22 protein-coding genes are annotated in these 26,308 nt (G+C 40.3%); 11 read left to right on the top strand and 11 right to left on the bottom strand.

All coding sequences use genetic code 11. The annotated features are described in order from the left end of the window. Window positions 1-31 precede the first annotated feature (31 nt). Window positions 32-1,300, bottom strand: coding sequence for a transcription termination factor Rho (gene rho / locus ACMZOO_RS10835; RefSeq protein ID WP_016954394.1), 1,269 nt, complete (start codon window positions 1,298-1,300; stop codon window positions 32-34). 196 nt (window positions 1,301-1,496) lie between these two features. Beyond that, a complete protein-coding gene (gene trxA / locus ACMZOO_RS10830; protein ID WP_016954395.1) occupies window positions 1,497-1,826 on the bottom strand; it encodes a thioredoxin TrxA in 330 nt (109 codons plus the stop codon). Between the two features lie 106 nt (window positions 1,827-1,932). Here trxA and rhlB point away from each other — a divergent pair, with 106 nt between their 5' ends. From rhlB to ACMZOO_RS10815, 3 genes are read left to right on the top strand one after another with little or no spacing between them, the layout of a single operon-like run. Next, entirely contained in the window at window positions 1,933-3,195 is a 1,263-nt protein-coding gene (gene rhlB / locus ACMZOO_RS10825) for an ATP-dependent RNA helicase RhlB (RefSeq protein ID WP_440903355.1), read from the top strand. Between the two features lie 18 nt (window positions 3,196-3,213). Next, a complete protein-coding gene (gppA, locus tag ACMZOO_RS10820; RefSeq protein WP_440903354.1) occupies window positions 3,214-4,707 on the top strand; it encodes a guanosine-5'-triphosphate,3'-diphosphate diphosphatase in 1,494 nt (497 codons plus the stop codon). A gap of 11 nt (window positions 4,708-4,718) precedes the next feature. Next, a complete protein-coding gene (locus ACMZOO_RS10815) occupies window positions 4,719-5,090 on the top strand; it encodes a hypothetical protein (RefSeq protein ID WP_440903353.1) in 372 nt (123 codons plus the stop codon). A gap of 725 nt (window positions 5,091-5,815) precedes the next feature. Here the strand turns inward: ACMZOO_RS10815 and ACMZOO_RS10810 are convergent. Both ACMZOO_RS10810 and ACMZOO_RS10805 read right to left on the bottom strand, forming a co-directional pair. Next, window positions 5,816-6,655: a DUF6279 family lipoprotein gene (locus tag ACMZOO_RS10810; RefSeq protein WP_440903352.1), complete on the bottom strand. Its 840-nt coding sequence runs from the start codon at window positions 6,653-6,655 to the stop codon at window positions 5,816-5,818. Window positions 6,656-6,678: 23 nt separating this feature from the next. Next, window positions 6,679-7,167, bottom strand: coding sequence for a DUF4760 domain-containing protein (locus tag ACMZOO_RS10805; RefSeq protein WP_440903351.1), 489 nt, complete (start codon window positions 7,165-7,167; stop codon window positions 6,679-6,681). Between the two features lie 111 nt (window positions 7,168-7,278). Here ACMZOO_RS10805 and hemC point away from each other — a divergent pair, with 111 nt between their 5' ends. Genes hemC through ACMZOO_RS10785 form a run of 4 tightly spaced genes read left to right on the top strand, consistent with a single transcriptional unit; the run spans window position 7,279 to window position 11,424 of the window. Beyond that, window positions 7,279-8,211 carry a hydroxymethylbilane synthase gene (gene hemC / locus ACMZOO_RS10800; protein WP_440903350.1) on the top strand — a complete coding sequence of 311 codons (933 nt, stop codon included), beginning with the start codon at window positions 7,279-7,281 and terminating at the stop codon, window positions 8,209-8,211. Next, window positions 8,195-8,962: a uroporphyrinogen-III synthase gene (locus ACMZOO_RS10795; protein WP_440903349.1), complete on the top strand. Its 768-nt coding sequence runs from the start codon at window positions 8,195-8,197 to the stop codon at window positions 8,960-8,962. Before hemC ends, ACMZOO_RS10795 begins: the two co-directional genes overlap by 17 nt. Further along, window positions 8,952-10,226, top strand: coding sequence for a uroporphyrinogen-III C-methyltransferase (locus tag ACMZOO_RS10790; RefSeq protein WP_440903348.1), 1,275 nt, complete (start codon window positions 8,952-8,954; stop codon window positions 10,224-10,226). The genes ACMZOO_RS10795 and ACMZOO_RS10790 overlap by 11 nt, the downstream gene beginning before the upstream one ends. Further along, window positions 10,219-11,424 carry a heme biosynthesis HemY N-terminal domain-containing protein gene (locus ACMZOO_RS10785; protein ID WP_440903347.1) on the top strand — a complete coding sequence of 402 codons (1,206 nt, stop codon included), beginning with the start codon at window positions 10,219-10,221 and terminating at the stop codon, window positions 11,422-11,424. The genes ACMZOO_RS10790 and ACMZOO_RS10785 overlap by 8 nt, the downstream gene beginning before the upstream one ends. A gap of 104 nt (window positions 11,425-11,528) precedes the next feature. Here ACMZOO_RS10785 and ACMZOO_RS10780 read toward each other — a convergent pair whose 3' ends face one another. The 5 genes from ACMZOO_RS10780 to nudC form a co-directional block, all read right to left on the bottom strand. Then, entirely contained in the window at window positions 11,529-13,619 is a 2,091-nt protein-coding gene (locus tag ACMZOO_RS10780) for an Ig-like domain-containing protein (RefSeq protein ID WP_440903346.1), read from the bottom strand. Window positions 13,620-13,966: 347 nt separating this feature from the next. After that, entirely contained in the window at window positions 13,967-17,002 is a 3,036-nt protein-coding gene (locus tag ACMZOO_RS10775) for a TonB-dependent receptor (protein ID WP_440903345.1), read from the bottom strand. A gap of 194 nt (window positions 17,003-17,196) precedes the next feature. After that, complete coding sequence (locus ACMZOO_RS10770) at window positions 17,197-18,594, bottom strand: SLC13 family permease (RefSeq protein WP_440903344.1); 1,398 nt, start codon at window positions 18,592-18,594, stop codon at window positions 17,197-17,199. 135 nt (window positions 18,595-18,729) lie between these two features. After that, a complete protein-coding gene (gene hemE, locus ACMZOO_RS10765; RefSeq protein WP_016954406.1) occupies window positions 18,730-19,797 on the bottom strand; it encodes a uroporphyrinogen decarboxylase in 1,068 nt (355 codons plus the stop codon). A gap of 213 nt (window positions 19,798-20,010) precedes the next feature. Continuing rightward, window positions 20,011-20,838, bottom strand: coding sequence for an NAD(+) diphosphatase (gene nudC / locus ACMZOO_RS10760; protein ID WP_440903343.1), 828 nt, complete (start codon window positions 20,836-20,838; stop codon window positions 20,011-20,013). Window positions 20,839-21,002: 164 nt separating this feature from the next. On the opposite strand from nudC, the gene ACMZOO_RS10755 reads away from it, so the two are divergent. Next, window positions 21,003-21,479, top strand: coding sequence for an Rsd/AlgQ family anti-sigma factor (locus ACMZOO_RS10755; protein ID WP_016954408.1), 477 nt, complete (start codon window positions 21,003-21,005; stop codon window positions 21,477-21,479). A 243-nt stretch (window positions 21,480-21,722) separates the two neighbouring features. On the opposite strand, the gene ACMZOO_RS10750 is transcribed toward ACMZOO_RS10755, so the two are convergent. Further along, window positions 21,723-22,493, bottom strand: coding sequence for an FKBP-type peptidyl-prolyl cis-trans isomerase (locus tag ACMZOO_RS10750; protein ID WP_016954409.1), 771 nt, complete (start codon window positions 22,491-22,493; stop codon window positions 21,723-21,725). Window positions 22,494-22,618: 125 nt separating this feature from the next. Here ACMZOO_RS10750 and ACMZOO_RS10745 point away from each other — a divergent pair, with 125 nt between their 5' ends. Both ACMZOO_RS10745 and ACMZOO_RS10740 read left to right on the top strand, forming a co-directional pair. Continuing rightward, window positions 22,619-23,596 (top strand): WD40 repeat domain-containing protein, encoded by a 978-nt coding sequence (locus ACMZOO_RS10745; protein ID WP_440903342.1) that lies wholly within the window; start codon window positions 22,619-22,621, stop codon window positions 23,594-23,596. Beyond that, window positions 23,593-23,808, top strand: coding sequence for a SlyX family protein (locus ACMZOO_RS10740; RefSeq protein ID WP_016954411.1), 216 nt, complete (start codon window positions 23,593-23,595; stop codon window positions 23,806-23,808). The genes ACMZOO_RS10745 and ACMZOO_RS10740 overlap by 4 nt, the downstream gene beginning before the upstream one ends. A gap of 74 nt (window positions 23,809-23,882) precedes the next feature. On the opposite strand, the gene ACMZOO_RS10735 is transcribed toward ACMZOO_RS10740, so the two are convergent. After that, the gene (locus ACMZOO_RS10735) at window positions 23,883-24,089 is read right to left on the bottom strand and encodes a YheV family putative zinc ribbon protein (protein WP_440903341.1); all 207 of its coding nucleotides are present in this window, start codon (window positions 24,087-24,089) and stop codon (window positions 23,883-23,885) included. Between the two features lie 58 nt (window positions 24,090-24,147). Between ACMZOO_RS10735 and ACMZOO_RS10730 the strand changes: the two genes are divergently transcribed. After that, window positions 24,148-26,070: an ABC transporter ATP-binding protein gene (locus ACMZOO_RS10730; protein WP_440903340.1), complete on the top strand. Its 1,923-nt coding sequence runs from the start codon at window positions 24,148-24,150 to the stop codon at window positions 26,068-26,070. The last annotated feature ends 238 nt before the right edge of the window (window positions 26,071-26,308 follow it).

Raw genomic sequence — 26,308 nt, 5'->3', positions numbered from 1 at the left:
AAACTATTTAGTTAACGCGATATTTCGCTGATTAACTGCCTTTTTGACGTTTCATCGCATCGAAGAATTCATCATTAGTTTTTGTCATAGACAATTTATCAATTAAGAATTCCATTGCGTCAGTTTCACTCATTTCATGCACTATCTTGCGTAAGATCCACATTTTTTGTAGCTCTTCTTGTGAAGTTAACAACTCTTCACGACGCGTGCCTGAGCGGTTGAAGTCGATAGCAGGGAATACACGTTTTTCCGCAATCTTACGGTTTAAGTGTATTTCCATATTACCTGTACCTTTAAACTCTTCGTAGATAACTTCATCCATTTTAGAGCCGGTATCAATTAACGCAGTTGCGATAATAGTTAAACTACCACCTTCTTCTACATTACGCGCAGCACCAAAGAAACGTTTAGGTTTGTGTAATGCATTTGCGTCTACACCACCTGTTAATACCTTACCAGATGAAGGAATGACAGTGTTGTACGCACGTGCTAGACGAGTGATTGAATCAAGAAGAATCACTACATCTTTTTTGTGCTCAACTAAACGCTTAGCTTTTTCAATGACCATTTCAGCAACTTGCACGTGACGGCTAGCAGGTTCGTCGAATGTTGAAGCAACCACTTCACCATTAACCAAACGTTGCATTTCAGTAACTTCTTCAGGGCGCTCGTCAATTAACAACACCATTAACACACATTCTGGGTGGTTAGCTGAAATAGATTGTGCAATGTTTTGTAGTAACATGGTTTTACCCGCTTTTGGCGGAGCAACAACCAAGGCACGTTGGCCTTTACCAATTGGTGAAGCTAAATCTAAAACACGTGCAGTAATATCTTCGGTACTACCGTTACCACGCTCCATCACCATACGCTCGTTGGCGTGTAGCGGAGTTAAGTTTTCAAATAAAATCTTATTGCGCGAGTTTTCAGGCTTATCAAAGTTAACTTGGTTAATTTTTAATAATGCAAAATAACGCTCACCTTCTTTTGGTGGACGAATTTTACCCGCGATAGAATCACCTGTGCGCAAATTGAAACGACGAATTTGTGAAGGTGATACGTAAATGTCATCTGGACCGGCTAAGAAAGACGAGTCTGCTGAACGCAAAAAGCCAAATCCATCCTGCAAAATCTCAAGCACACCATCACCAAAGATGTCTTCGCCACTTTTGGCATGCTTTTTCAAGATTGCAAAAATTATGTCTTGTTTACGTAAACGCGCCATGTTTTCGAGTCCCATAGACTCGGCTAGCTGGACCAATTCGTTAATAGGTTTGTTTTTAAGTTCCGTTAAGTTCATATTGGTGGGTTCTTATCTCAGAGACTGGCTGAAACAGTACTTGCTTGATTAGGATTAACAGGGAAAAATAATTAGACGTTGCACTTCGAATAAGTAACAACTAAAAAATAAGGTAGCACTTAAAATTAAATAGATCCAGAAAAAAGAAGCTCTTTTTTCTAGAGCTTCAATTTTCTAGTGATTAGCTAGCCTAAAATTATAGGTTTTCGTCTAACCATTGCTTAAGTTGAGTCTTTGATAAAGCACCAACTTTAGTAGCAGCAACACTACCTGATTTGAACAATAATAAAGTAGGAATACCACGCACACCATATTTAGCTGGTGACGCGTTGTTTTGGTCAATATTTAATTTACCCACTGTTACTTTGTCCGCGTAGTCGTTAGCAACTTCATCCAAAATAGGCGCGATCATTTTACAAGGACCACACCATTCTGCCCAAAAATCTACTAATACTGGCTTTTCAGAGTTTAATACATCAGACTCAAAGCTTGCGTCTGATAAAGTTAAAATGGCATCAGAGCTCATTAATTTCTCCAAATTTTGCGGCTAAAACCGTTGAGAATAAAACAGACTGTTTTTTTAATCTATTCGGATTCTTTTTGCAAGCTGAAACTGATATGCTTGAGCAACTATGACAATACAAACTCACTTATCACAGGTTGAATTTGCATCATTAAATTTGCATGCAAGTGTTCACCAAGCGTTAGCTGAAGCTAACTATAAACACTGTACACCTATTCAGGCTCAGAGCTTGCCAGTTGCATTGGCAGGCGGAGATGTTGCGGGTCAAGCACAGACTGGTACGGGCAAAACTATGGCTTTTTTGGTGGCAATGTTCAACCATTTAATGTCTAACCAAGCCCCACAGGACAGGACTTCAAAACAAATTCGCGCACTTATACTAGCCCCGACGCGTGAACTGGTTGTACAAATTCATAACGACGCAGCTTTATTAGCAAAACATACAGGTTTAAAGCTTGCTTTAATTTATGGAGGCGAAGGTTATCAAGCGCAAACAGAGCAGCTTGAAGCTGGTGCAGACATAGTCATTGGCACAACCGGACGTATTATAGATTATTATAAGCAAGGTCTTATTGATCTAAGCAAAATTGAATCTGTAGTGCTAGATGAAGCCGATCGCATGTTTGATTTAGGTTTTATCAAAGACATTCGTTTTTTATTCCGTCGCATGCCTGCAGCTAAACAAAGACTGAGCATGTTATTTTCCGCTACCTTGTCTATGCGTGTACAAGAATTAGCCTACGAACATATGAATAGTCCAACCCATGTGCACATTGCACCTGAAGAAATGACTAATACGCGCATCAGCGAAGAATTATTTTATCCGGCTAACGAAGACAAAATGTTGCTTCTATTAACCCTTATAGAAGATGAATGGCCAGATAAAGCAATTGTCTTTAGCAATACCAAACACGGTTGTGAAGATGTTTATCAATGGCTAAAAGCTGACAAACACAGAGTTGGTTTATTAACAGGTGATGTCCCGCAGAAAAAACGTTTGAGCATTTTAAAGCAGTTTACTGAGGGTAAATTAGATATCTTGGTTGCAACTGATGTGGCAGCACGTGGGTTACATATTCCACAAGTGACCCATGTATTCAACTATGATTTACCAGATGACTGCGAAGATTATGTGCATCGTATTGGTCGTACTGGCCGAGCGGGTGCAACAGGCCATGCTATTAGTTTAGCCTGCGAAAAGTATGTTTATAACTTGCCAGCTATTGAGGAATATATAGATCATGCTATACCTGTAAGTAAGTATGATCCAACTGCATTGCTGGATGATGTAACTGCACCAAAACCACATTATAAAAGACGTATGCAAGGCGGACGTACCGACAGTAAACAAAGAACAAGAGGTCGTCGCTAGTTAAGGAGTATTGCCTATATGGCCGATCAGCATTATCCGATTTATGCTGCTATTGATTTAGGTTCAAACAGCTTTCATATGTTAATTGTGCGCTCTGTTGAAGGGAGCGTGCAAACTATAGGCAAAATTAAACGCAAAGTTCGATTAGCCGCTGGATTGCAAGATAATGGCGAATTAGACCAAGCCGCGATGGCGCGTGGTTGGGATTGTTTGTCATTATTTGCTGAACGCCTACAAGATATTCCTGCCAAAAATGTTCGTATTGTCGGCACAGCGGCGTTGCGCTTAGCGCAAAACGCCGATGTGTTTTTAGATAAAGCCGAAGAAATTCTTAATCACAGAATAGATGTGATTAGTGGTGAAGAAGAAGCTCGGCTTATTTATGTTGGTGTCGCCCACACCTCTGGCACCTCAGTTACAAAATTGGTGATTGATATTGGTGGTGCCAGTACAGAAATGGTCTGTGGCGAGCGTTTCACTCCTATTGTTGTTAACAGCCTAAACATGGGCTGTGTTACTTACAAAAAACGCTTTTTTGAAAACGACCAAATCACGCTACGCAATTTTGAAATGGCCACGGCTGCAGCACAATCACAAATGTCAGGTAAATTACAACCCTATATGGCATTTGGCTGGCAAGCTTGTTTAGGTGCGTCTGGCACACCTCAGGCTATTCAAGAAGTATTAATTGCCCAAGGTGATAATGAAATGATCACCTTGGACAAGTTATTAAAATTACGCGATGCCTGCATAGACTGCGGCCATATTGATAAACTCAATATAGTTGGTTTAGCCCACGAACGCCGTCCAGTATTTGTTAGTGGTTTAGCTATTTTAATCGCCATTTTCCAAGCGCTAAATATCAGTTATATGGTAGTGGCTGGTGGTGCACTGCGTGAAGGCATTATCTACGGCATGATCCCTTGCTTGCAGCAACAAGATATCCGCCAACGTACTTTAACCAGCTTTATTCAACGTTATCGTTTAGATAAAGAACAAGCTTTTCGCGTTCGTGATATTGCGTTAAGTTTATTCGACCAGTTGCACGTACACTGGGCGTTAGAGCAACATGATAGCCGAGCTATTTTAGAAGCTGCCAGTGTATTACACGAAGTTGGCTTAACTGTAGATTTTAAGTTTGCTGCACGCCACGCCGCCTATATTTTGAGCAATACGGCAATACCAGGTTTTAGTTTGGCACAACGCAAACTGTTAATATCGATTGTTAAGAACTACCGCGAAGACATAGATATGGCTGAAGTAAACAGCCAAACTATGACCAGCCCCATATTGGCAGGCCAATTAACTCGCTTATTGCGTTTGGCAGTGTTGCTAACCATGCGCCGTAAAGATGAAGTGTTACCTAAAGTAAAATTGTGTAGTACAGGTCTAAACGATTTAAATTTAACCTTTGAAGCCAATTGGTTAGCCGCGCATCCACTGATGGATAGTGAGTTGCAGCAGGAACAAGAATATCAACAAAAAGTAGGATGGCATTTTACTTTTAGTTAGAGGACACGGATATGCAAAGTTCAATTCAATATGGATTTATCGCAATTTTATTAAGTTTGTGTTTGTACTTTGCATTTGTTGCTTGGAAGCCAACGGAGACGACGGTTAGTCTAAACTCTGTCCAAACTTGTACCCTGCCCAAAAGCAACCAGTGTAAAACTCATACTGTCAGATTAAACAACCAATCAAACTTGTTTCTTGAGAAACAGAGCGTCACAGAAGAAGAATTGCACAAACATTTAGTTTCTCATACACAAGACTGCCAATTAGCATCTATCGTGTTGGTAGCGCATCCAACAAATAACAATGAGCAAGTGGTTAAACTCAGCTCGCTTATAAAAGCAGCCGTCCCAGATGTTAAAATGATTTGGATTTCCAAATAACGGCAACAAGGCTGCTTGATTAAGTCTGGTTGAAAGCTGATTTATTGCTATTGGATTGGTGGCAGAGACGTCAGCAGGCAAATGGAGTATTCCTCGCAAAAACGCTGCAAGTTCGTCCGTGAATCGCTCGCACAAAACTTCCATGTTTTGTGAAGTTTTGCTCGCAACACATCCATCCACCAGCCTTTACATTTTTATGGCTGTTTAAATGCTGATGAATAGGCTAGAAATGCCGACAAAACTCATTTATTGCAGGTAGAAACACAGCGCCACCACAGCCTGATTGAATGCTGATTTGTTGCTACTGGATTGGTGACAGAGACGTCGGCAGGCAAATGGAGTATTCCTCGCAAAAACGCTGCAAGTTCATCCGTGAATCGCTCGCACAAAACTTCCATGTTTTGTGAAGTTTTGCTCGCAACACATCCATCCACCAGCCTTTACATTTTTATGGCTGTTTAAATGCTGATGAATAGGCTAGAAATGCCGACAAAACTCATTTATTGCAGGTAGAAGTCTGGTTGAAAGTTGGGTAATTGGGCTAGAAACATAGCCGCACCACAATAGGTAAAACGAGCGGGTGCAATAACTTAGAGCAAAATTTCTTTTTCAGGGATGAAAAAGCGAAGCGTACAAGGATGTATTCACAGCGGTTTTGCGAAAGTTATGCTCTCGCTCTTTTGTTTATAATGCACGGTACAAGCAGCGTTTGGGAACGCTATAATTCAATAATCCTGATATAAATTTCTAAAAGTCGACTCATAATCATCTAACTCAGACAATAAATGGTGCTGTTGTTTGTCGGTTAAACCCAGCATTAGTTTGTGGGTGTTTTTTACATACAAACCGCGATTGCGCATTACGTTTTGCTGCAAAACTTCACTGCGTAAATCATAAGGTCGAGCAATTAATTGGCTGACTTTGGCCACATCAGACGCCAACAAAGCTTGCTCAAATGCCGCCAACCAATCATTTTGATACTGAAACCATTGGCCGCGCGTGCCAACATATAAATCACTCTGCTGCGCAATTAACTGCTTCTGCTGTTTGTTTAAGCGACCAAACCAGTCTTGATATTGCTCTACTTGCTTGTCGATAAAATTCTGGTGTTTTTCTTCATCCGTTTGTTCATCCCACTCCTGCTGTTTTTCTTGGTTATTTTTGCGGATGTTACTGATTAATTGCTGCTTTTGTTCTGCAGATAAACTAACCGCGAGTTGGGCTAACTCAGGGGTGACATAAATAAGTACATCGCGCCAATACTTTTCAAACGCATTGACATGCTCAAGTAACGCAGCTTCATTTAATCCACCTTCGCCGATACCTTGGTTAAATTGCTGTTTAACCAAAGCAAATTGAGCTTGATACAAAGGTAATTGCTGGCTTCTATGCCATTGGTGCCACAGTTTAAATTGCTGATCAAACACATCCTGCTGCTCGGAAGTTAAATCAACAAAGTCGTCTAAATACCAGTCAGCCCACCAGTGTGCGCGGTTGTACATAAACGACAAACTGCAGCCAGCTAAGCTGAAGATTAAAACGAGCAGAATAATTTTTTTAAACATGACTTTCCTTGTGTGTTGATAAGCTAGGCAGCTTTCGCCCAAGTTTGCACTATAGTTTGAGTTTTTTGGTATAACTTCGGACTCAAATCTAAGCGTCTTTGTTCAATATATTGCTGAAAAAACTTGAACGCATAAATGATAGTGTTGCCCATACTATCTTGGATCAGTTTTTCTTCGTATACACCATTTAATACGCCGGCAGCCAAAATCTCAATTTGGTTTAGGTACATATGCACATCAGCGCGTAATTCTGAATCTTCCGCAAACGCTTGGTTGAGCTCGGCTAAATCAACTTGGTGCTGTTCACCTAGATATCCAAGTTTATGGCTGATATGACGCAAACTTTGATTTTTGCGAAAGTCCGCAATTGCATTTTGGGTAAGTACCATGCGCTCCCACTCGTGTGAGCGCGCGTGTAAATTAAATTGTTTGCGTGCATAAACAAAACCACTGGCAATAATGCCGATCATTAAAAACTGCACACTGATGTTAAGAACTTCGTAAATAGTCATAAATTTCGCACAAATTTCCCTGAGATATTTTGCAGTATACCTTGGGTCAGGCTGTTAGATAAGCTAAGATAAAGCCAGTTTTTAGCTAAATTCAAACAGATAGCCTCTCTTATGTCGAAACATTTAAAAATAGCCACCCGCGATAGTTTGTTAGCACTCTGGCAAGCTGAATATGTCAAATCTCGTTTAGAAGCCGCCCATAAAGATTTAACTGTATCACTGGTTAAAATTAAAACCAAAGGTGACAAAATTTTAGATACGCCACTGGCTAAAATTGGTGGCAAAGGGCTATTTGTAAAAGAGCTAGAAGTTGCTATGTTAAACGGCGAAGCGGATATTGCAGTCCATTCGATGAAAGATGTGCCTATGGAATTCCCAGAAGGTTTAGGCCTAGCGGTAATTTGTGAGCGTGAAGATCCGCGTGATGCATTTGTTTCCAATAACTATAAATCAATTGATGATTTACCTGAAGGTGCGGTTGTTGGCACTTCAAGTTTGCGTCGTCAATGCCAGCTGTTAAAACACAGACCAGACCTACAAATAAAATCACTGCGCGGCAATGTGCAAACTCGCTTGCGCAAATTAGACGAAGGCGAATTTGATGCCATTATTCTCGCGAGTGCCGGACTGATCCGCCTAGAGCTAGAAGAGCGCATCCAACAATTTATTGATAGCGACCTAATGTTGCCAGCTGTGGGTCAAGGCGCTGTAGGCATAGAATGTCGGATAGACGATCAACAAACTCTAGATTTACTCGCAGTGCTTAACCATGCGGATACAGCCACTATAGTGACAACAGAGCGTGGATTTAACACGCGTTTAAATGGTGGATGCCAAGTACCAATTGCCGGTTATGCCGAGCAAAAAGGTTCTGAAATATTTTTCCGCGGTTTGGTTGCATCGGTAGATGGCAAACAAGTGTTCTACACAGAAAAATCTGGTTTACCAGAAGAAGCAGAACAAATTGGTATAGCAGCAGCGGAAGAATTATTAAAAGCAGGCGCAAAAAACGTGCTTGATGAAGTGTATGGGAACAAACAATAAGGTTTTACACTGTCGGCATGGCAGCAGCGCGCAACAACTCAACCAAAGTTTAATAAGCGCTGGTTTTGAGCCTGTACACTTAGCACTTTTTGACATTGTAGACGGCAGCGATTGTATATCGCTGTCTTCCAACAATTTCTCGGCGCAACTAACCAACATAGATTTAGTCATAATCACCAGTCAGTACGCGGTTGAAAAACTGACACAGCAGTTAAATCCAAGCAACTTAGCCAAACTACAACAAAAAAACACTATTGCGGTAGGTAATAAAACGGCACAACAACTTAAAGCCGCGGGCTTTAATAACATCCACGTGCCCGAAAATAATGATTCCGAAGGCATACTCGCCCACCCACAAGTAAAACACAGTCAGCAAGCAATATTGTTTAAAGGTGAACAAGGGCGTGATGCAATAGAACAAGCATTTAAACTGGCTAATAAAAAATTAACTACCTACAATATTTATAAACGCCGTTGGTTAACTTTAACCTCAGCTCAATTGCAAACAGCATTGAGCTGTGATTATTTTGTCTTTACCAGTGGCGAAATTGCGTTAAAGTTATATCAAGCAGTTGAAAAACAGAATAAAAGTGAATTAAAGCCGTGGCTTGATGTCTGCACTTTTGTTCCTTCACAGCGTGTTGCATCTCAGCTCAGCCAATATGGCGCATCTGATGTTATCAATATGCAAGGCGCAAACAACTTAACCATAATTCAAACTTTACAGGCGCATAAACAATATGACAGATAAAACGGAATCTGCGACTAACAACGATGCAATGAACACCGCAGAAGAGAACATTCAGCCAGTTACCAAGCAAACGGAAACGCCAACTGCTGAGCAAGCAACCATTGAACAAGCGGTGAACAAAAAAGCGGCCGAACCAGCAGAACTAACAGAACCAGTTACGCCAAAACCAACGGCGCAACCAGTCGCAACGCCCGCAACTGTGCAAACAGAAAAACCTACCGCCAAATCTGGCGGAAAAGGTATTGCTTGGTTGAGTTTATTAGTTGCACTAACTGCCGCAGGCGCAGCTGGATACCTTTATTGGCAAGCCCAATACAAACCACAAAATTGGCTTGGCCAACTTAATCAAGTGGATAACAAACTGGGTCAAATCAGCAGCCAACAACAAGAGTTTAATCAGCTTGGTCAACAAATTCGTCAGCAGCAACTCAATCAACAACGCCAATTTGAGCAAGATTTACAAAGTCGTTTACAAACATTTGCTAACGATTTAGCTCAATCGCAACAGCAAACTTATGCCAAACAACAAGCTGAATTATCCGGTTTGTTAAATCAAGTTAAACAAAACAGTGAAAACAACAAAAATAAATTATTGTTAAATGACGTAGCTTATCTGGTTAAACAAGCTCAATACAAGCTTGTATTAGAGAAGAATCCTAATGCCGCTTTATTAGCCATGCAATTGGCGGCTAATACCTTACAACAAAGTGACTTTAGCCAACATATCGAATTATCCGCAGCCATCAGCCAAGATATTGGAGTATTAACCGAGCTGGCAAAACAACAAAACCAAGATATGTACTTAGCCTTGGCACAAATAATAGGCCAAGTTCGTTTATTACCTATGCAACAAACTGAATTAGAAAAGGATAAACAGGCGCAGGCTGATCTAAAACCCACTACAGAAACCAGCTGGCAAAACCTAGCAATTGTTTGGCGAGACTTTTTAGAACTATTTACACCGAAAAAACGTAATGAAAATGTCGAAGCTTTATTAACCCCAGAGCAAAGCCAGAATGTTGAACTGAATTTAATTAGCGTATTGCATCAAGCGCAATGGGCTGCATTAAACAAAAACCCACAAGTGTTGTCAGCAGCATTAAAACAAGCGGCAAACTGGTTGAGTATTTATTACCAAACTGACGATATTCGAGTGATGGACAGTATAGATAAGTTAATTGAATTATCTGCACAAGACATCACAGGCAACCTAGATAAGGTTGAACTTGCTTCGCTTGAGTTGGTGGTGCAAAACCATGATTAAGATGCTTATTTTATTTGCACTGACCTGTGCGTTATTAGCATTAGGTGCAGTGTTAGTTGAAGAAAAAGGTTATGTACTGATTAATCTCGCAGGTTACGTGTGGGAAGCTAGCTTTTTTGGTTTCTTGTTTGTATTGTTGCTTGCCTACCTCAGCTTTAAAGTAGTTGAAACTTTTTTAATTGGTTTATTTAGAGCCCGCCGTAACTACAGTGCATGGCGGACAAAAAGCAAACAAGCATCTAGCCTACAAAGCTTATCTTCTGCGATTGAAGCTTTATTTAACCAACAATGGAGCCGCGCACAAACACTGAGTTTAAAACAAGTACATAACAGCCCAATCCCTGCGAGCCATTATTTAATTGCTGCTGAAGCGAGCAAACAGCTCGGTGAGTTAGACGAAAGTAGCTTATATCAATTAAGGGCACAACAAGGTGGTAGCGAAAATGATAAGCAGTTAGCCACAGCTAAAAGTTTAATCAATGAAGAAAAATTTGCACAAGCCATCACCACAATTGAAAAGGTACTAGAGCGCAATAACAAAGATTCAGCCGCACTGTTATTGCTCGCCCAAGCTTATCAACACAACCAGCAATTCGAACCACTGCAAAACATATTGCCTAAAGTGAAAAAATACACAGATATTAGCCCAATTGAGCTAAAAGCTATGTGTTTTGCTGCTTACCAAGCTCAGTTTAACCAATCAGTTGAAGAGAAAAATTTATCTTTGCTTGAGCAAAGTTTTAAACAAATTAATAAGCTAGTTGAGCCAAATCAGCCGATATTACAAGTGTATTTAGCCGGTTTAATTAAATTAGAAGCCAACCAACAAGCAGAAAAGTTTTTTATTAAGTTGTTTGAACAAACAGATAACCTGAGTCAACTTAACCGACAAAATGAAAACAACCTCAAGCTGCTAAGCGGTTTGCAGTTTACCCAACCACTTAAGCTGATTGCTTGGTTAGAAAAACAACTTAAAAAGCAGCCAGACGCTGAGGTACTTAAAATAGCCTTAGCCATTTGTGCTTTGAAAAACTCTGACGTACAACTGGCACAACAAGCGATGGAAAGCGCGATTAAACAGCTTAAATCACCATATAGTTATCAGCTTATGGGCGATATTTACCAGCAAGCTGGCATCGAAAATAAAGCTAAATTGTGTTTTCAGAAGGGTTTAGAGCTAGCGCTGGGAAGCAAATAATCTTTAGATTAGATAAAGGTTAAGGCAAGCTCTAGCCTCGTTTAATTGGAGCTAGAGTTTGCGTACTCAAAACATTAATTATGTCTCTGCGTGAAAAATTATTGCTAATCTAGCTTGACCTTTGTGATTACTATATCGTAATTGTCAGAACCATCTTGAGCTTCGCGAAGCAATAAAGTAAAAGTGCCATCGCTATTTTTGATTACTCCTGAAGGGTGGACATACTGATTGAAACCTAATAAGTATTCCTCAAATTCCAAACTTAAATTTTCTTCAAAGGCCATAATTTTTAAATGGTCGCTATCCAGATCTTCAAACAGGGCATAAACTTCGCCATTGTCACCAGCAAAAACAGATGCTCCACTATAATAATCTTTTTCATAATCACCACTCCAATTTTTATGCTCTGTACCGTCACTATTCACTATAGTAATATGTGGTTCAGCACTAAAAACGACCTGCCCAACAATTGCATATTTACCATTAGACAATTCAACGGCATCACTAACATTTCCTTGTGCATATTCATCAAAACTATCCCAAGTAACTAGTTGCAATAATTCAGGGCTAAGTATTTGCATGTATGCTCCGCTCTCAACGTGATACTTATCGATATCACTGACGGGAAGCGCGGAACCTGCAATTAATAAAGAATCAGAACTTGTTTTGGCAAATTCGTTTACAGAATCAATAACAACCCCATCAATGCTAGGTATGATAAATTGCTCTGAAACCGTTCCATCAGTTAAAGATAGGCTATGTAAATAATAATTAGATCTCCTAATACAACTATCACAGCTTCCCTGTCCCCATTCAGCGCTAACAACATATAATTTACCTTGTATTTCGACCACTTCTAAAAAATCATAACGTTCAGATACATTTTCAGGACGATAAGTAATTTCCCACTCAACTACCCCATCTTTGTCCAATTTCAATGCAACAGCTTGGCTTGTCGACCAGTCTTGTCCAACTAATACAATCGAGCCATTTTCTAGCTCAGTAATATCTTCAAATCTGTTCCTACCACTAGCATTAGAAATATATTGCCATTCAATATCCCCTTGGCTAGACAGCTTAATAATCCAGTCGTCTCCTTGTGAATCTACACTATCTGAAATTTCATAAGATTTGGTCCAACCTAAAATGATGTATCCACCATCTTGAGATGGAATAATTTGTTTTGAATAATCGCTTCGGCTACCGCCCAGATACTTGGTGAACACACCAACATTAATTAAGTTTGCGTCAGATTGTAACGAATTATGACCAAGCGAATTGGTGCGTGTTAACCGCCACTGATATTTACCTGACTGCACATTGGAGATGGACAACTCGTTTGCTTGAATATCATGGTAAATCGTTACATTAGTAGGATCTTCAACACTTTCCAAATGAACTTGGTAAGTATTATTTTCTCCTAAATTTTCCCACGAAAGTAACAAGTTATAGTTACCAGAATCACTTGTGACTTCAGCTTCTTCAATAACTGGTAAATCAGGAGGCTGAACCGTAAAATTAATAGCGTCACTCCAAGGACCAGTCATACTAGTTAGACTAGAATAATCCATAATTGCTCGGTAACTCACCGTATATTCACCTACCTGCAATTCAGTGAGATTGGCTTGCAGCTCATTAGTTTCAATTACACTTTCGTCACTTTGATTCGCGTATTTTAATTCGTACTTACTCGAGCCAGGAAAAGCTGCAAATTGCACAGCCAAAGAATCAACATTTTTCAGCTCTGTGCCATCAATACCTTGCTCAAATGACAGCAATTTGTTGGCCGTAACGTCTACCTTAACTTGAAACTGTTGATTGTTTCTAACCTCGTTACCGCCCTCAGTAATTGTTTTTAACAGCAGTGTATGCTCGTGGCCATCGGCCCAATAATATGCAGGCCACTGAATTTCCCACGGAGCGCCATCAGTATCTTTGGCGACCTCGATACCATCGACATATAAAGTAACTTCTTTTGCTTGTGCCGCCGCTGGTATATCAGCTCTAACCGTAGTAATACCTTCAAGGATAGTTGCATTGTTGGCTGGGTAAGTAATTATAATTTGGTCAGCAAGCTGCTCCAAATCAACTTGCGCATCATTCAGTTTTTCTTTCTCTTCATCAGTCAATTCACAACCGCTCAGAGCTATTAACACTAGAGATGAAAGTCCTATCGGGATGATTTTTTTAATCATATTTTGTCCTTAATCAAACACATGAAAGTTGCGTGTACGCAACAACTAAAAATAGGGGGCAAAAATAAGGAGAGGGATAGACACACAGAGCAGTGTCATGTTGTTTCATCCTTGAGAATTAACGCCATATAAAAGAACACAGCACCATAAAACTTAGTCTATAATTCCGCTGAGCTCAAAATCGCGACAATATTAATTACATTCAAATACTTACTCAAGCTAAAATATGTAAAAATTTGTAATGAGAGTAAAAGCAGGCGCCAATCGCCAGCTCCATTTAATTTGATCACACCATATAATAAAGGCAGCGAACGCTGCCTTTATACTTTTAACTGCTTAAGTCTAACTTATAGAGAACCGCGGATACCAAATAGGAATTGGCGACCGTTTACATAACTCTCGTACGGTAAATGTAATTGAGTATCTACCCAAGTATTTTTCTTCTCATTGGTTAAGTTGATAATTTCGAAAGATAACGACATATCATCATTTAACGCGTATTTAGAAGAGAATTTCCATGTACCCACTTCATCAGCACCACGACCATAGTTACCTTCGTTATTACGCGCGGTAAATTCTTTGGCATATGCAGTACGGTAGTTGTAAGAAATACGCGCACCCCATACATCATCTTCATAATATAAAGTTGCATTGAAAGTATTTTTAGAAGTACCGATTGGTTCTACTTTATAGGTTTCGCCAGTAAACGGATTGGTTTGATCTATTTTGAAATCTATATAAGTGTAGTTAGCCAAAACACCTAAATTATCAAAAGGCGCTGGTAACATATTCAAAGGTTGTTGATAAATAAATTCAGAACCCCACATACCTTCAGCTGGAGAGTTCTTTAATTCAGTTACTTCCCATTCTTTGTCTGATGCCCAACCATCTAGGTCGCCGCCCACACTTGCAAACCAAGCTGAATCAACTGTTCTAGTTGAAGTTTGCTTAGTTAACAAAGAAATATCTTTATAAAACACAGTAGCTGCCAATAAAGACTCTTGTGCAAAATACCATTCTAAACCAAGATCATATTGAGTTGATTTTTCTGGCTCTAAAGTTGGACCCGCGCCTACAGTAATTTTTCCTTTAGAACTTTCGGTGTCCCCATAACTAATAGATACAGTTGGACGTAAATCAGTTAAAGAAGGACGAGATATGGCTTTTGACGCGCTAAAACGCGCGACCAAATCGTCGGTTAAATCGACCGCTAAGTTGAGTGATGGCAACAATTCTTTGCCGCTACTCTTTTGGTCAGTTAATTCGATACCTTTTGATGGGTCGTTTAACATATAAGTCGAGGTGCTATAAGTACCCGCCTTCACTTTCCAAGTAGTATTAGTATTGTCTAAATAACGAACACCAAAGTTACCACGTAAATCCATACCCGCAATGCTAGAGTTAAAATCTAATTGAGCGTAAAGCGCATCAACTTCCTCTTTAATACGATAAGATTCAGCAAAACGTAAACGAGGTTGATAATATGGTGCATCACCATACGCCGCTAAAATGGCGTCAAAATCCGGTGCAAACCAAGTCGCTTGGGTTAAAGATGAAGTGCTAGGCACTTGTGCTGAGTTACCAAATTCTTCACCCAATTGAGCTAAACTTGAGCCGTAATTTGCACTCACTCGGCTAATACTAGTATCTTTTATTACACCGGTTTCTGCTGTTTGAGTTTTACCTGGTTCACCCTCTGGATCATATTCCCACTTCCAGTTGTTGCGCGCATTATGAAATTCAGTTTCAAAGCTACGGCTATTCACACCCGCTTTAAACGTTAAATTGTCACTAAGAGTCCAAACAAAATCTAACTTAATTGTTGAGTTTTCACTTTCCATCCATTCAACTTCTTGGCGCACTAAACCGACTTGATAGTTGGTACCATCAGTCATAATTTGGCCAAGTGAATCTTTGGTGTAATTTGCATTTTCTGAAAATGCTTGTGAAGGGGCAAAAGCAAACGAAGCCATATCACTGTTTAACACGCCTTGGCCTAAGCCATCTGGCGTTTCATTTAACAACGCAACCGGATCGATACTAGAATCGAAGCTATAAGCAACATAAGAATCTTCAGCATCTAATGCTAAAGTTGCTTTGTAAGGAACATCTAATTCCGAAGTACCTTTACCAACTAACAATTTAACTTGCATCTCATCACTGATAAACCATTCAGCATTAAATGACAATTGGTTAAATTCAGAAGAATATTTGTCTTTGCGAGATTCGGAACGAAGAGTTGCATCAGAGAATGCACCAGCAACAATAACACCTCTGTCATCAACAACTAAATTTTGTGCATACTGGATATATTCATCTTTAAGTACACCTTTGCTATCAGCATTATCGCGAAATAACACTTCGTATTGGTATTCATTTACGTCTGTATCTAACTTTGCGTGCAAATAGTCTAAACTTAATACCAGATTATCCATAGGTGCATATTGTAAAGCTGCAGTTGCGCCCAAACGTTTTTGTTGTTGACTATAAATTGAATAACGAGGAATACGTGGCATCCATAAACCATCTAAATCATCGTCGCTATATCTATCATTAGAATTAATAATTGTGCGCGGGATAGACAACAAATGGTTAGTACCACCTTCTGAAACAAGTGAACCTTTTTCATCATATTTCGGATTTAATTTGGTCCAACGAACCGTTGTCGTCCCTTCTGATTGCACAATACCTTCAGAGTACGCAACCGAAGCTAACACACCAAACTTATCATCCCAATTTTTTGTAGCCATAAATGACATGCGCGGAGTCGTTTCTGCAGCAATATCGTTGTATCTAGCATTAACGTTGTATGAAAATTTCGCATCTTGGTATTGGAAAGGACGTGCTGCCTGTAGGTTAACATTACCACCAATACCACCGTCTTCTAATTCAGCAGAAGGCGTTTTATCAACATCGACTTGAGTGAATAACTCGGATGCGAAAATATTAAAATCAAACGCTCTGTCTTTATTCGAACCACCTGCAGCATCAGAGCCACCACCAGCCGCAGCCGATTCCATGCCATTTATGGTTGTTTTAACAAAACGTGAACCTAAACCACGTAAAGAAATTTGGCGACCTTCACCACCATCTTCTTCAACTGAAATACCAGGGACGCGAGCTAAAGAGTCAGCAATGTTCAAATCAGGGAACTTGCCTATATCTTCAGCTAAAATAACTTCTTTTGAACCGACTGTATCACGCTTGGCCATCAAAGCTGCGTTTAAGCTGCTTCTAAAACCTGTGACTTTTATTACTTCAGCTGCTTCTTCAGCACCTGATTCGCTGTCTTGCGCATGTGCAAATGTACTGGTAGCTAAGCCACCAGCAACAAGCATGCTTAAATATACTTTTGATAATTTAAAGGTATTTTGGTAACTCATTGTGTATCTCGCCTGTATGAAAATTGACTCAAACGATACTGAGCAGTCTCTAACGACTTTCACGGTATGTTAATTTGCCACCGGTAGCATTTCTACAAAGTGAAATACAAAAATTTCGGTTTGGCGAGGCGATTAGATAGCAAGTGTGCCACCGGTGTCAACATTTTTTTAAACTAGTTAACAAATTATTTTTATTAGGTGAGTAAGGTTAACGAGAGCAAGCTAATAATCATGGCTAAAATTAAATTTAAGACCAGACCTTCACGCATCATGGTTTTTATATCGAATTTATCTGCACCATAAACAATCGCATTTGGCGCGGTAGCTACGGGCAACATAAAAGCACAACTAGCACTCATAGCAGCAGGGATCATCAGCAGTTTAGGATCAATACCAGCCGCAACACCTGCGGCAGCCAACACTGGCATCAACAAAGTTGTTGTTGCAGTGTTACTTGTCACCTCAGTGGTAAAAGTAACAGCTAAACAAATCATTAATATCATTAGATAAGTTGGCAATTGCGCCAGACCTGTTAGGCCTTGCCCCATCAATTCACTTAAGCCACTTTGGCTAAAGGCTTTGGCGATACAAATACCACCGGCAAATAACAACAACATGCCCCAGGGAATTTGGTTAGCCGTGTTCCAATCTAATAAATAACTTTTTTCGCCTTGATGATTTGTACCTTGTATGCAAAACATCGCGGCAACACCCAATAATGCTATAGTGCTATCACCAACTGTATTGTTACCAATTAAACCGCTCCAACCTCCAAAAGGTTCGCTGCGGAAGATCCACATAGCAGCGACAATGCAAAATATCCCCAGAACCCGCTTTTCAGCTTGGCTCCATTCACCAACTTTAGGTAAGGTTAACTCGACTTTTTTGTCTAAGCCACGAGACAACCACAGCGCCATTAACGGAATGGCAATCAATACTATGGGTACACCTATTTTCATCCAATCCAAAAAGCTAAATTCAGTAGAAAACTGCTGCTGATAAACTGCAGCAAAAATGACATTTGGCGGCGTGCCGATCAAAGTGCCCATACCACCAACACTGGCGGCATAAGCAACCCCCAACAACAAAACAATGCCAAAACGCGGTGAATTACAACCTTCGGCCAAAGCCAGTACTAAAGGCAATAACATTAAGGTGGTAGCGGTATTACTTACCCACATACTCAAAATTGCCGAGGTCAGCATGATGCCAAAAAGGATTTTCCTAGGATTATCTGCGCCAAAAAGCTGAATAAGGTTAACCGCTAAACGCTTATGCACACCTGATTTTTCCATACCTTCAGACAACATAAAGGCGCCCATCAACAGCAAAATAACATGAGAGCCCAAAGACGATGCTGCGGTTTTATGATCTATCACCCCAAACAGTGGAAACAGAGCTATGGGTATCAGCGAAGTAGCCGGAATTGGCAGTGCTTCGGTTATCCACCACACAGCTGTTAATGTGGTTATGCCTATAGTGGCACATATTGTGAAGCTCAAATTAAAACTAACTGCAATGAGTACAGAAATCACGGCCAAGGCAGGCGCTAACAATAATAATTTGATGTTTGAGGTCGATTCCGTTTTCATTTGTCTAAGCCGCTGTTTCCTATCGGGAATTGTTTATAGCTTAATAGTTGTCACAAATGATTGGAAGGAGAAAAATAAAGGTCGGCGCAGTCTTTACGACTACGCCGAAACAAACTTCAGAATTGAACGCGCAGTTTACTCTGAATGGTAAACAGGGCTTAGCTCGGTAACCGCTTTGATAAAGGCTTCAGCGTTTTCTGGTTTTACTTCAGGGGTAATGCCGTGACCCAAATTAAATACGTGTCCAGTACCCTGACCATAACTATCTAAAATCATTTGTACTTCTTGACGAATAGTTTGTGGAGATGCATATAACACAGATGGATCCATATTACCTTGCAACGCAACTTTATCACCAACACGACGACGCGCTTCACCAATATCGGTTGTCCAGTCTAAACCAATACCATCGCAACCAGTATCGGCGATCCATTCCAACCATTGACCGCCACCTTTAGTAAACAAGGTTACCGGAATACGATTATCACCTGAGCCTAAATTTAAGCCATCAACAATTTTTGCCATGTAATCAAGTGAAAATTCTCGGTAGTTACGCGGAGACAATACCCCACCCCAAGTATCAAAAATCATTAATGATTGTGCACCAGCGTCAATTTGCGCATTCAGGTATTCAGTAACAGATTCAGCCAATTTAGTTAATAACAAGTGTAACGCTTCTGGCGCTTCGTAACCCATGCGTTTAACTTTTGAGAAAGTTTTGCTGCTACCACCTTCAACCATATAAGTCGCAAGCGTCCATGGACTACCAGAAAAACCAATTAACGGTACATCACCATTTAATGCGGTACGAATGGTTGAAACAGCATCCATCACGTATTTTAATGATTTATTTGGATCTGGCACAGGCAATGCCGCGATATCTGTTAAGTCATTTAGCTGTTTGGTAAAACGTGGACCTTCACCTGTTTCAAAATATAAGCCCATGCCCATAGCATCAGGAATAGTTAAAATATCAGAAAACAGAATGGCAGCATCGAGCGGATAACGGCGCAATGGCTGCAAAGTAACTTCACAAGCCAACTCTGGATTTTTACACAGCGACATAAAATCACCCGCTTGTGCTCTGGTCGCACGATATTCTGGTAAATAACGGCCTGCTTGGCGCATCATCCAAATTGGCGTGCGGTCTACCTTGCGTTTTAATAAAGCATCTAAGTATCTTCTGTTTTTAAGTTCAGCCATTGTTTTTCCCAACTCACGTTCAGTTAACACACGCCGTGGCGCAATATTTTAAATAAAAAGTTTCTTTTAGATAATTTTGTTGCATCAAAATTATACATTTGTTATAAATATGTCGCGCTAGTGAAGATAACAAGCAGAAGCTCGAATAATCGGGACCTCAAGCACTAACATTCAGCCTTACATTTGTAAGGCTTTTTTGTTTTTACCAAACAATTATTGACCACCAGACAAATAATTTTCGACTAACTGACCAATCATCTTACCTGCAATTGAATATTCACCGGGCGTTTCTGGTAAAGCATCCAGAGTATACCAAGCTGCTTCAGCAATTTCCTGCTCATCTATACTAATTTCGCCAGATTGATGATCTGCCACAAAACCAACCATAATTTGATGTGGGAATGGCCAAGGTTGACTACCTACATAGCGAATATTGTTAACCTTAACGCCCACTTCTTCTTCAACTTCACGAGCGACAGCTTGCTCTAAAGTTTCACCTGGTTCAACAAATCCGGCTAAGATTGAAAACCGCCCTGAACGACTTTTTTTGCCGCGAGCTAACAATAGCTTGTCACCATCTAACACGGCCATTATCACGCATGGTGATAAACGCGGATAACATCTATGCCGGCAATGTTTACAATGCATCGCCAGTTCCCACGAAACTGCATACATGCGCTTGCCACAGCGACCACAAAATTTATGCGTAGACAAAAAATGTTGAAATTGAATCGCTTTAGCAGCGATTGAGAACAAGTGTTCTTCCAACTGAGTTTGGGTGATCAACTCACGAAATTCAATAAACTCAGCAGGGTATTCAGCAGCCAGTACCACCGAGCCTGCATTAACCATATAAACTGGATGCCCTACATGTTCACCCACTTGTATTGCCGAATTTGCTTTGAAGTCAACAAACAACTCGTCTGCGCTGCCGTAAGGCAACCAAGGTGTTGATGCTTGCAACCAGAGTTCATCTTGTTGAACAACAACCCAATATGCAGCTGATGAAAAGTCATTTTTATTTGGGGTATTTATCAGCATATTCGCAACTCATCTATCATTGTTGTTTTTTGATATTTCATTTCTTTATATTTTGTTAAATTTTTAGCACTTTTTTAACTAATTTGCCTTTGCTGTATTGCATTTTTTTCTCTGATGTCGTTAGATATCAACTCAGGAAGTAAGCCAAAAGGTGATTATCATTTATGTTGACAGAATTGCAAAAAGCACAACAAAAATACGGTGGCGCTAATAAAATAATTGACAGCTGGTTAGAGGAACGCAGAGATTTATTAGTACGTTACTGTAAACTTGCTGGGTTGCCGCCATTTGAAGCGGAAAAAGGTCAATTACCTAGTCATGAAGAAGTTATTCAATTCTGCCAAGTTCTTGTAGACTACTTATCAGCAGGCCACTTTGAAGTATTCGATAATATTGTTTCACAGTGTAAAGTCAATGGTGGTGAAAGTTTAGAATTAGCCAAAACCTTATGGCCTAAGATAAATACGACGACAGATATCGCACTTAAGTTCGATGCAACTTATGCAGAACTAGATGAAAACGCAGACTGGGGTAGTTTTGATACAGACTTGTCTGATTTAGGCCAAGCATTAGAAGACAGATTTGATTTTGAAGATCAGCTAATCAATAACTTGTTTACTAAGCACTCAGAAGTTGCTTAAAGGCTAAATTAATCAAGTAAAAATAAAGCTCAAAACACACAGCAAGCACACAGGGATTTTAAAAAAGCGGACTAGTTAACTAGTCCGCTTTTTTATTTGCTTATTAAAGCTGCATAACAGCAATTGAGCGATAATTTAGAGCAAAACTTCAATCGTCATGGATGACGTTTGGGAGCGATACAAGGATGTATTTAAGCGTTTTTGCGATAATTATGCTCAAGTGCTGTGGTGCCATGTCCTCTTTTAGCCTTCGATTGAGATTAACTCAACATCAAAGATTAAAGTTGAGAATGGAGGAATGCTACCCGTACCATTTTCACCGTAAGCTAGGTTGTAAGGAATGTAGAAACGGTATTTAGAACCAACATTCATCAACTGAACACCTTCAGTCCAACCTGGGATAACACGGTTAAGTGGGAATGAAGCTGGTTGACCACGGTCAACAGAGCTATCAAACTTAGTACCGTCGATTAAAGTACCAGTGTAGTGAACAGTTACAGTATCAGTTGCAGCTGGTTTTTCACCTTCACCTTCAGTTAATACTTCGTACTGTAAACCAGACTCAGTAGTTTGAATGCCGTCTTTTTTAGCGTTTTCAGCTAAGAAAGCTTCGCCTTGCTCTAAGAACTCTTTACCTTCATCAGCACGCTTAGCAGCGTCTAATTCTTGGTGTTCTTTTTGTAATTCTTGTAATGCAGCTTGGATAGCCGCTTGATCTAATTCAGGGTTACCCGCTAAAGCGTCAGCAACACCTTTTTTAACCATTTCGATATCTAGAGTTAAACCAACACCATTGATTTGCTCAACAGTTGATTTTAATTGAGTACCAAAGTTTACACCCAAGCCATAAGCTTGTTTTTCTTTTAAAGTTTGCAAAGTTACTGCCTCTTTTGTTTGAGTTTGTTCAGTAGTTTTAGCTTGCGTATTTGCTGCCTTATCTGCTTCTGCGTCTTTACCACAACCAGCCAAAACCAAAGCCGCTGCCAATGCGCTCACAACTCCCAATTTTTGCATATATAACACTCCAAATTGACTATAGCCTTAATCCAATTTCACTTTAGCTAATAAAATTGCATTAAGATTTCAGCGAGAAAACCACTTATACTAATGATATCTGCGCGATTAACAATAAATAATCCATGAAATTAACAATAATTTATCATTTCATGCTTTTGTGTTTAGTTCAGCTATTGCTGGCTTGTTCTAAGCCACATGCCACAGCTGAAATAAGCTTCAATCATGCTCCACATGGTAGCGTGAACTCATATTTATCCGAAGATGGACAATATAGTGTCAGCATCAACCACGACAATACTGTGTATTTTTGGAACCTGAAAAAACAGACTTTGACCTATGTATGGCAACAAAGTTCACAGCTAAACGATCCAATTTATTTGGCCCATATCGCGAGCAACAACCACTACGTAGTCACCGCCGCATCTAGTGCGTTTGCACTTTGGGATGCTCACAGTGGCAAAAATTTAGGCTACTGGCAAGTAAAAGATGCAAAAATCCGCGATATCAAGGTGAATAACAGCGCGACTTCGATATTCATCGCACAATCTGATGGAAAAGTAATCGTGTTTAATCCGCAGCAACAATCTCGCCTTGAGTTTTATGGTCACAGTCACAGCGTTAATAGCTTAGATATTGATGGCAACGGTGACTGGGTGTTATCAGTAGCAGATGATTATTCGGCTTTGTATTGGCAGGCACAAAGTGGTGAAGTGAGATATAGGTACACTATGCCCAGCCGCATTCATTTTGGCAAAATACTTAACGATGAATTGGCTTTTATAAGTACCACAACTGAACTGCAAATTGTTGATTTAACGTCAGGTACAGTCAAAACACAGCTCACGGGATTAGACAAAACTTACACGAGTGCTGCATATTTTTATCCAGAAAAAGGTTACCTGCTCACCGGCCACTCACAACAACAGCTTAATCTATGGAAACTAGACTCAGGTCAGTTAATAAAAAGTTGGCAAGTCAAAGCAAAATCGTCACGTGCAGTGGATGGTGGTATGATACAAAGCATTGCAATTGATGCTGAATATCCGTATATAGTCAGCCAAAGTTCGATAGGCCTTACTGAATACTGGAAAATACCATGACCGACCAATTAGAAAACCGCATTGATGATTTAGAAACCCAGTTAGCTTTTCAGGAAGATACTATTCAAGCACTTAACCAAGCTTTAGTCAGCCAACAAACCCAGATTAGTGAGCTTGAACATACCTTGCGTTTGTTGGCGAAAAAACTAAAAGGCATGCAGCCGGATGCTGTCGCGTCTATGTCAGAAGAAACACCACCACCGCATTATTAGTGCTGCCAAATCAGCATTCAAACCTACGTCTTGGTATTAACTAGCCTGAACGTAGGATAACAAGTGAGCTTGGGTTATTCAGGTTTAAATACGCCAATCACGTCGTTTTGTTTAACACCCGCTTTTGCGACTTGTGCTTCCGTTTGGCTTTGAGTGTGACCACAATCAACACATTCAATGCGCTCAACACCATTTTCAAAAAACAATAATAAACTGTCTTGAGCTTTGCACTTTGGACAAACGGCACCTGCGATAAAACGCTTTTTAAATTTCTTATCCACTTTCAAAAATTCACTCACCTAGTATGATACGCGCATAGTTTACCAGTAGATTGTATGTATGATCACCCTTAATCAAATTTCATTGCAGCGCGGCCAAGCATTTTTATTAGAACAAGCTAGTGCAACCATTCACGCCGGCCAAAAAGTCGGTTTAGTTGGCAAAAACGGTTGCGGAAAATCCAGCTTGTTTGCTTTGTTTAATCAAGATCTGCAAATTGATCAAGGTGATTTTTCGCTACCAACTAACTGGCAAATAGCCCATGTTAAACAAGAAACCCCTGCACTGAGCAAAAGTGCAATTGATTATGTCATTGATGGTGATAGTGAATATCGCAATTTATGCGCACAAATTGAAAAAGCTCAAAACGCCCAACAAGGCGAAAAAGTTGCGCAACTCTATACAGAAATGGAGCATATAGATGGCTACACCGTTCATTCACGCGCAGGCCAATTGCTCAATGGTTTAGGGTTTAACGACAAACAGCACGACTTACCCGTCAGTGATTTCTCCGGTGGTTGGCGTATGCGCTTAAACTTGGCGCAAGCTTTGATATGTCGTTCCAACCTATTATTACTCGATGAACCAACCAACCACTTAGATTTAGACGCGGTTATTTGGCTTGCGAAATTTTTGACTCTATACCCAGGCACTTTAATTGTTATCTCGCACGATCGCGACTTTTTAGACCAAGTTTGTAGCCATATCATTCATATTGAGAACAAAAAAACCAATAGTTACACAGGTAACTACAGCGCGTTTGAGCGCCAACGCGCTGCTCAGCTAGAGCAACAACAAGCTATGTTCGAGCGCCAACAACGTGAACGCGCGCATATGCAGTCTTTTATCGACCGCTTTAAAGCCAAAGCGAGTAAAGCGAAACAAGCACAATCGCGTATGAAAGCTCTAGCAAAAATGGAAGAAATCGCCCCAGCGCATGCTGATAGCCAATTCCATTTTGAGTTTTATTTGCCCGAGAAAAATCCAAACCCGCTGATTAATCTCGATAAAGTAGTTGCTGGATATAGCGACAACATAATCCTCAATAAAATAGCGCTTAACTTAGTTCCGGGTAGTCGCATTGGTTTATTAGGTCGTAACGGTGCAGGTAAATCGACCTTAATCAAATTATTAGCAAATGATTTAACCCCACTAGCGGGTGATGTACGCCGCAGTGCTGGTTTAAATATTGGTTATTTTGCCCAGCATCAGCTAGAACAGTTGGATGACGAAGCATCCCCTTTATTGCATTTACAGCGTTTAGCGCCTAAACACACAGACCAACAATTACGGGATTATTTGGGTGGGTTTGGTTTTAATGGCGATCAAGCGACTAGCGCTGTCGCACCATTTTCTGGTGGTGAAAAAGCCCGTTTGGTGCTCGCTTTATTGGTGTGGCAAAAACCCAACTTGTTATTACTCGATGAACCAACCAACCATTTAGATTTAGATATGCGTCATGCATTAACTGTAGCTTTGCAAGGCTACGAAGGCGCTATGGTTATTGTGTCGCATGATAGACATATTTTACGCAGTACCTGTGATGACTTTTATCTAGTAGCAGACGGGCAAGTTAGTCAGTTTGATGGTGACTTAGATGATTACGAAACTTGGTTAGTTGAACAAAGTCGCCAAGCGAAATCAGCCGAAAAGTCCGTTGATAAAGTAGAAAACAAAACTAACTCTGCACAAAATCGCCAAGACAAAAAACGCCGCGAAGCTGAATTTAGACAACAAACGCGTCCACTGCGTAAAAAGCTTGAGCAGGTCGAACAACAAGTCGATAAGCTACAAAACACGTTATCTGATATAGAAACGCAACTTGCTGACAATGATTTATATTTGGCTGAAAATAAAGACAAATTAACTAAATTGTTGGCCGAACAGGCTGATATCAAACCTAAATTACAACAAGCCGAAGAAACTTGGCTTGAATTGGAAGAGGAATTGGCTGAGTTACAGGCGCAATTTGACGCAGAGTAAAGAGTTTCGGCCAAAACATTTAGCAATACCTTTGCTTGCCGAAAGGCCATTCGAGAGGTAAGTGCAGGTCGCATGGAAATTTCGCACAACTCACCAAATGTTCGGAGTATTCTTCACATAAGGCATATGGGGTATTCCGAGCAAAATCGCTTTTAACTCATCCCTGAGCCGCTCACACAAGATGTCCCTCTCTTGTGAAGTTTTGCTCGCAACACGCCCATATACCTTATGCACACCT

It is taken from the genome of Catenovulum sp. SX2 (genome assembly GCF_052056295.1).
Classification (GTDB): Bacteria; Pseudomonadota; Gammaproteobacteria; order Enterobacterales; family Alteromonadaceae; genus Catenovulum.
This window is presented reverse-complemented; position numbering and strand designations above follow the sequence as displayed.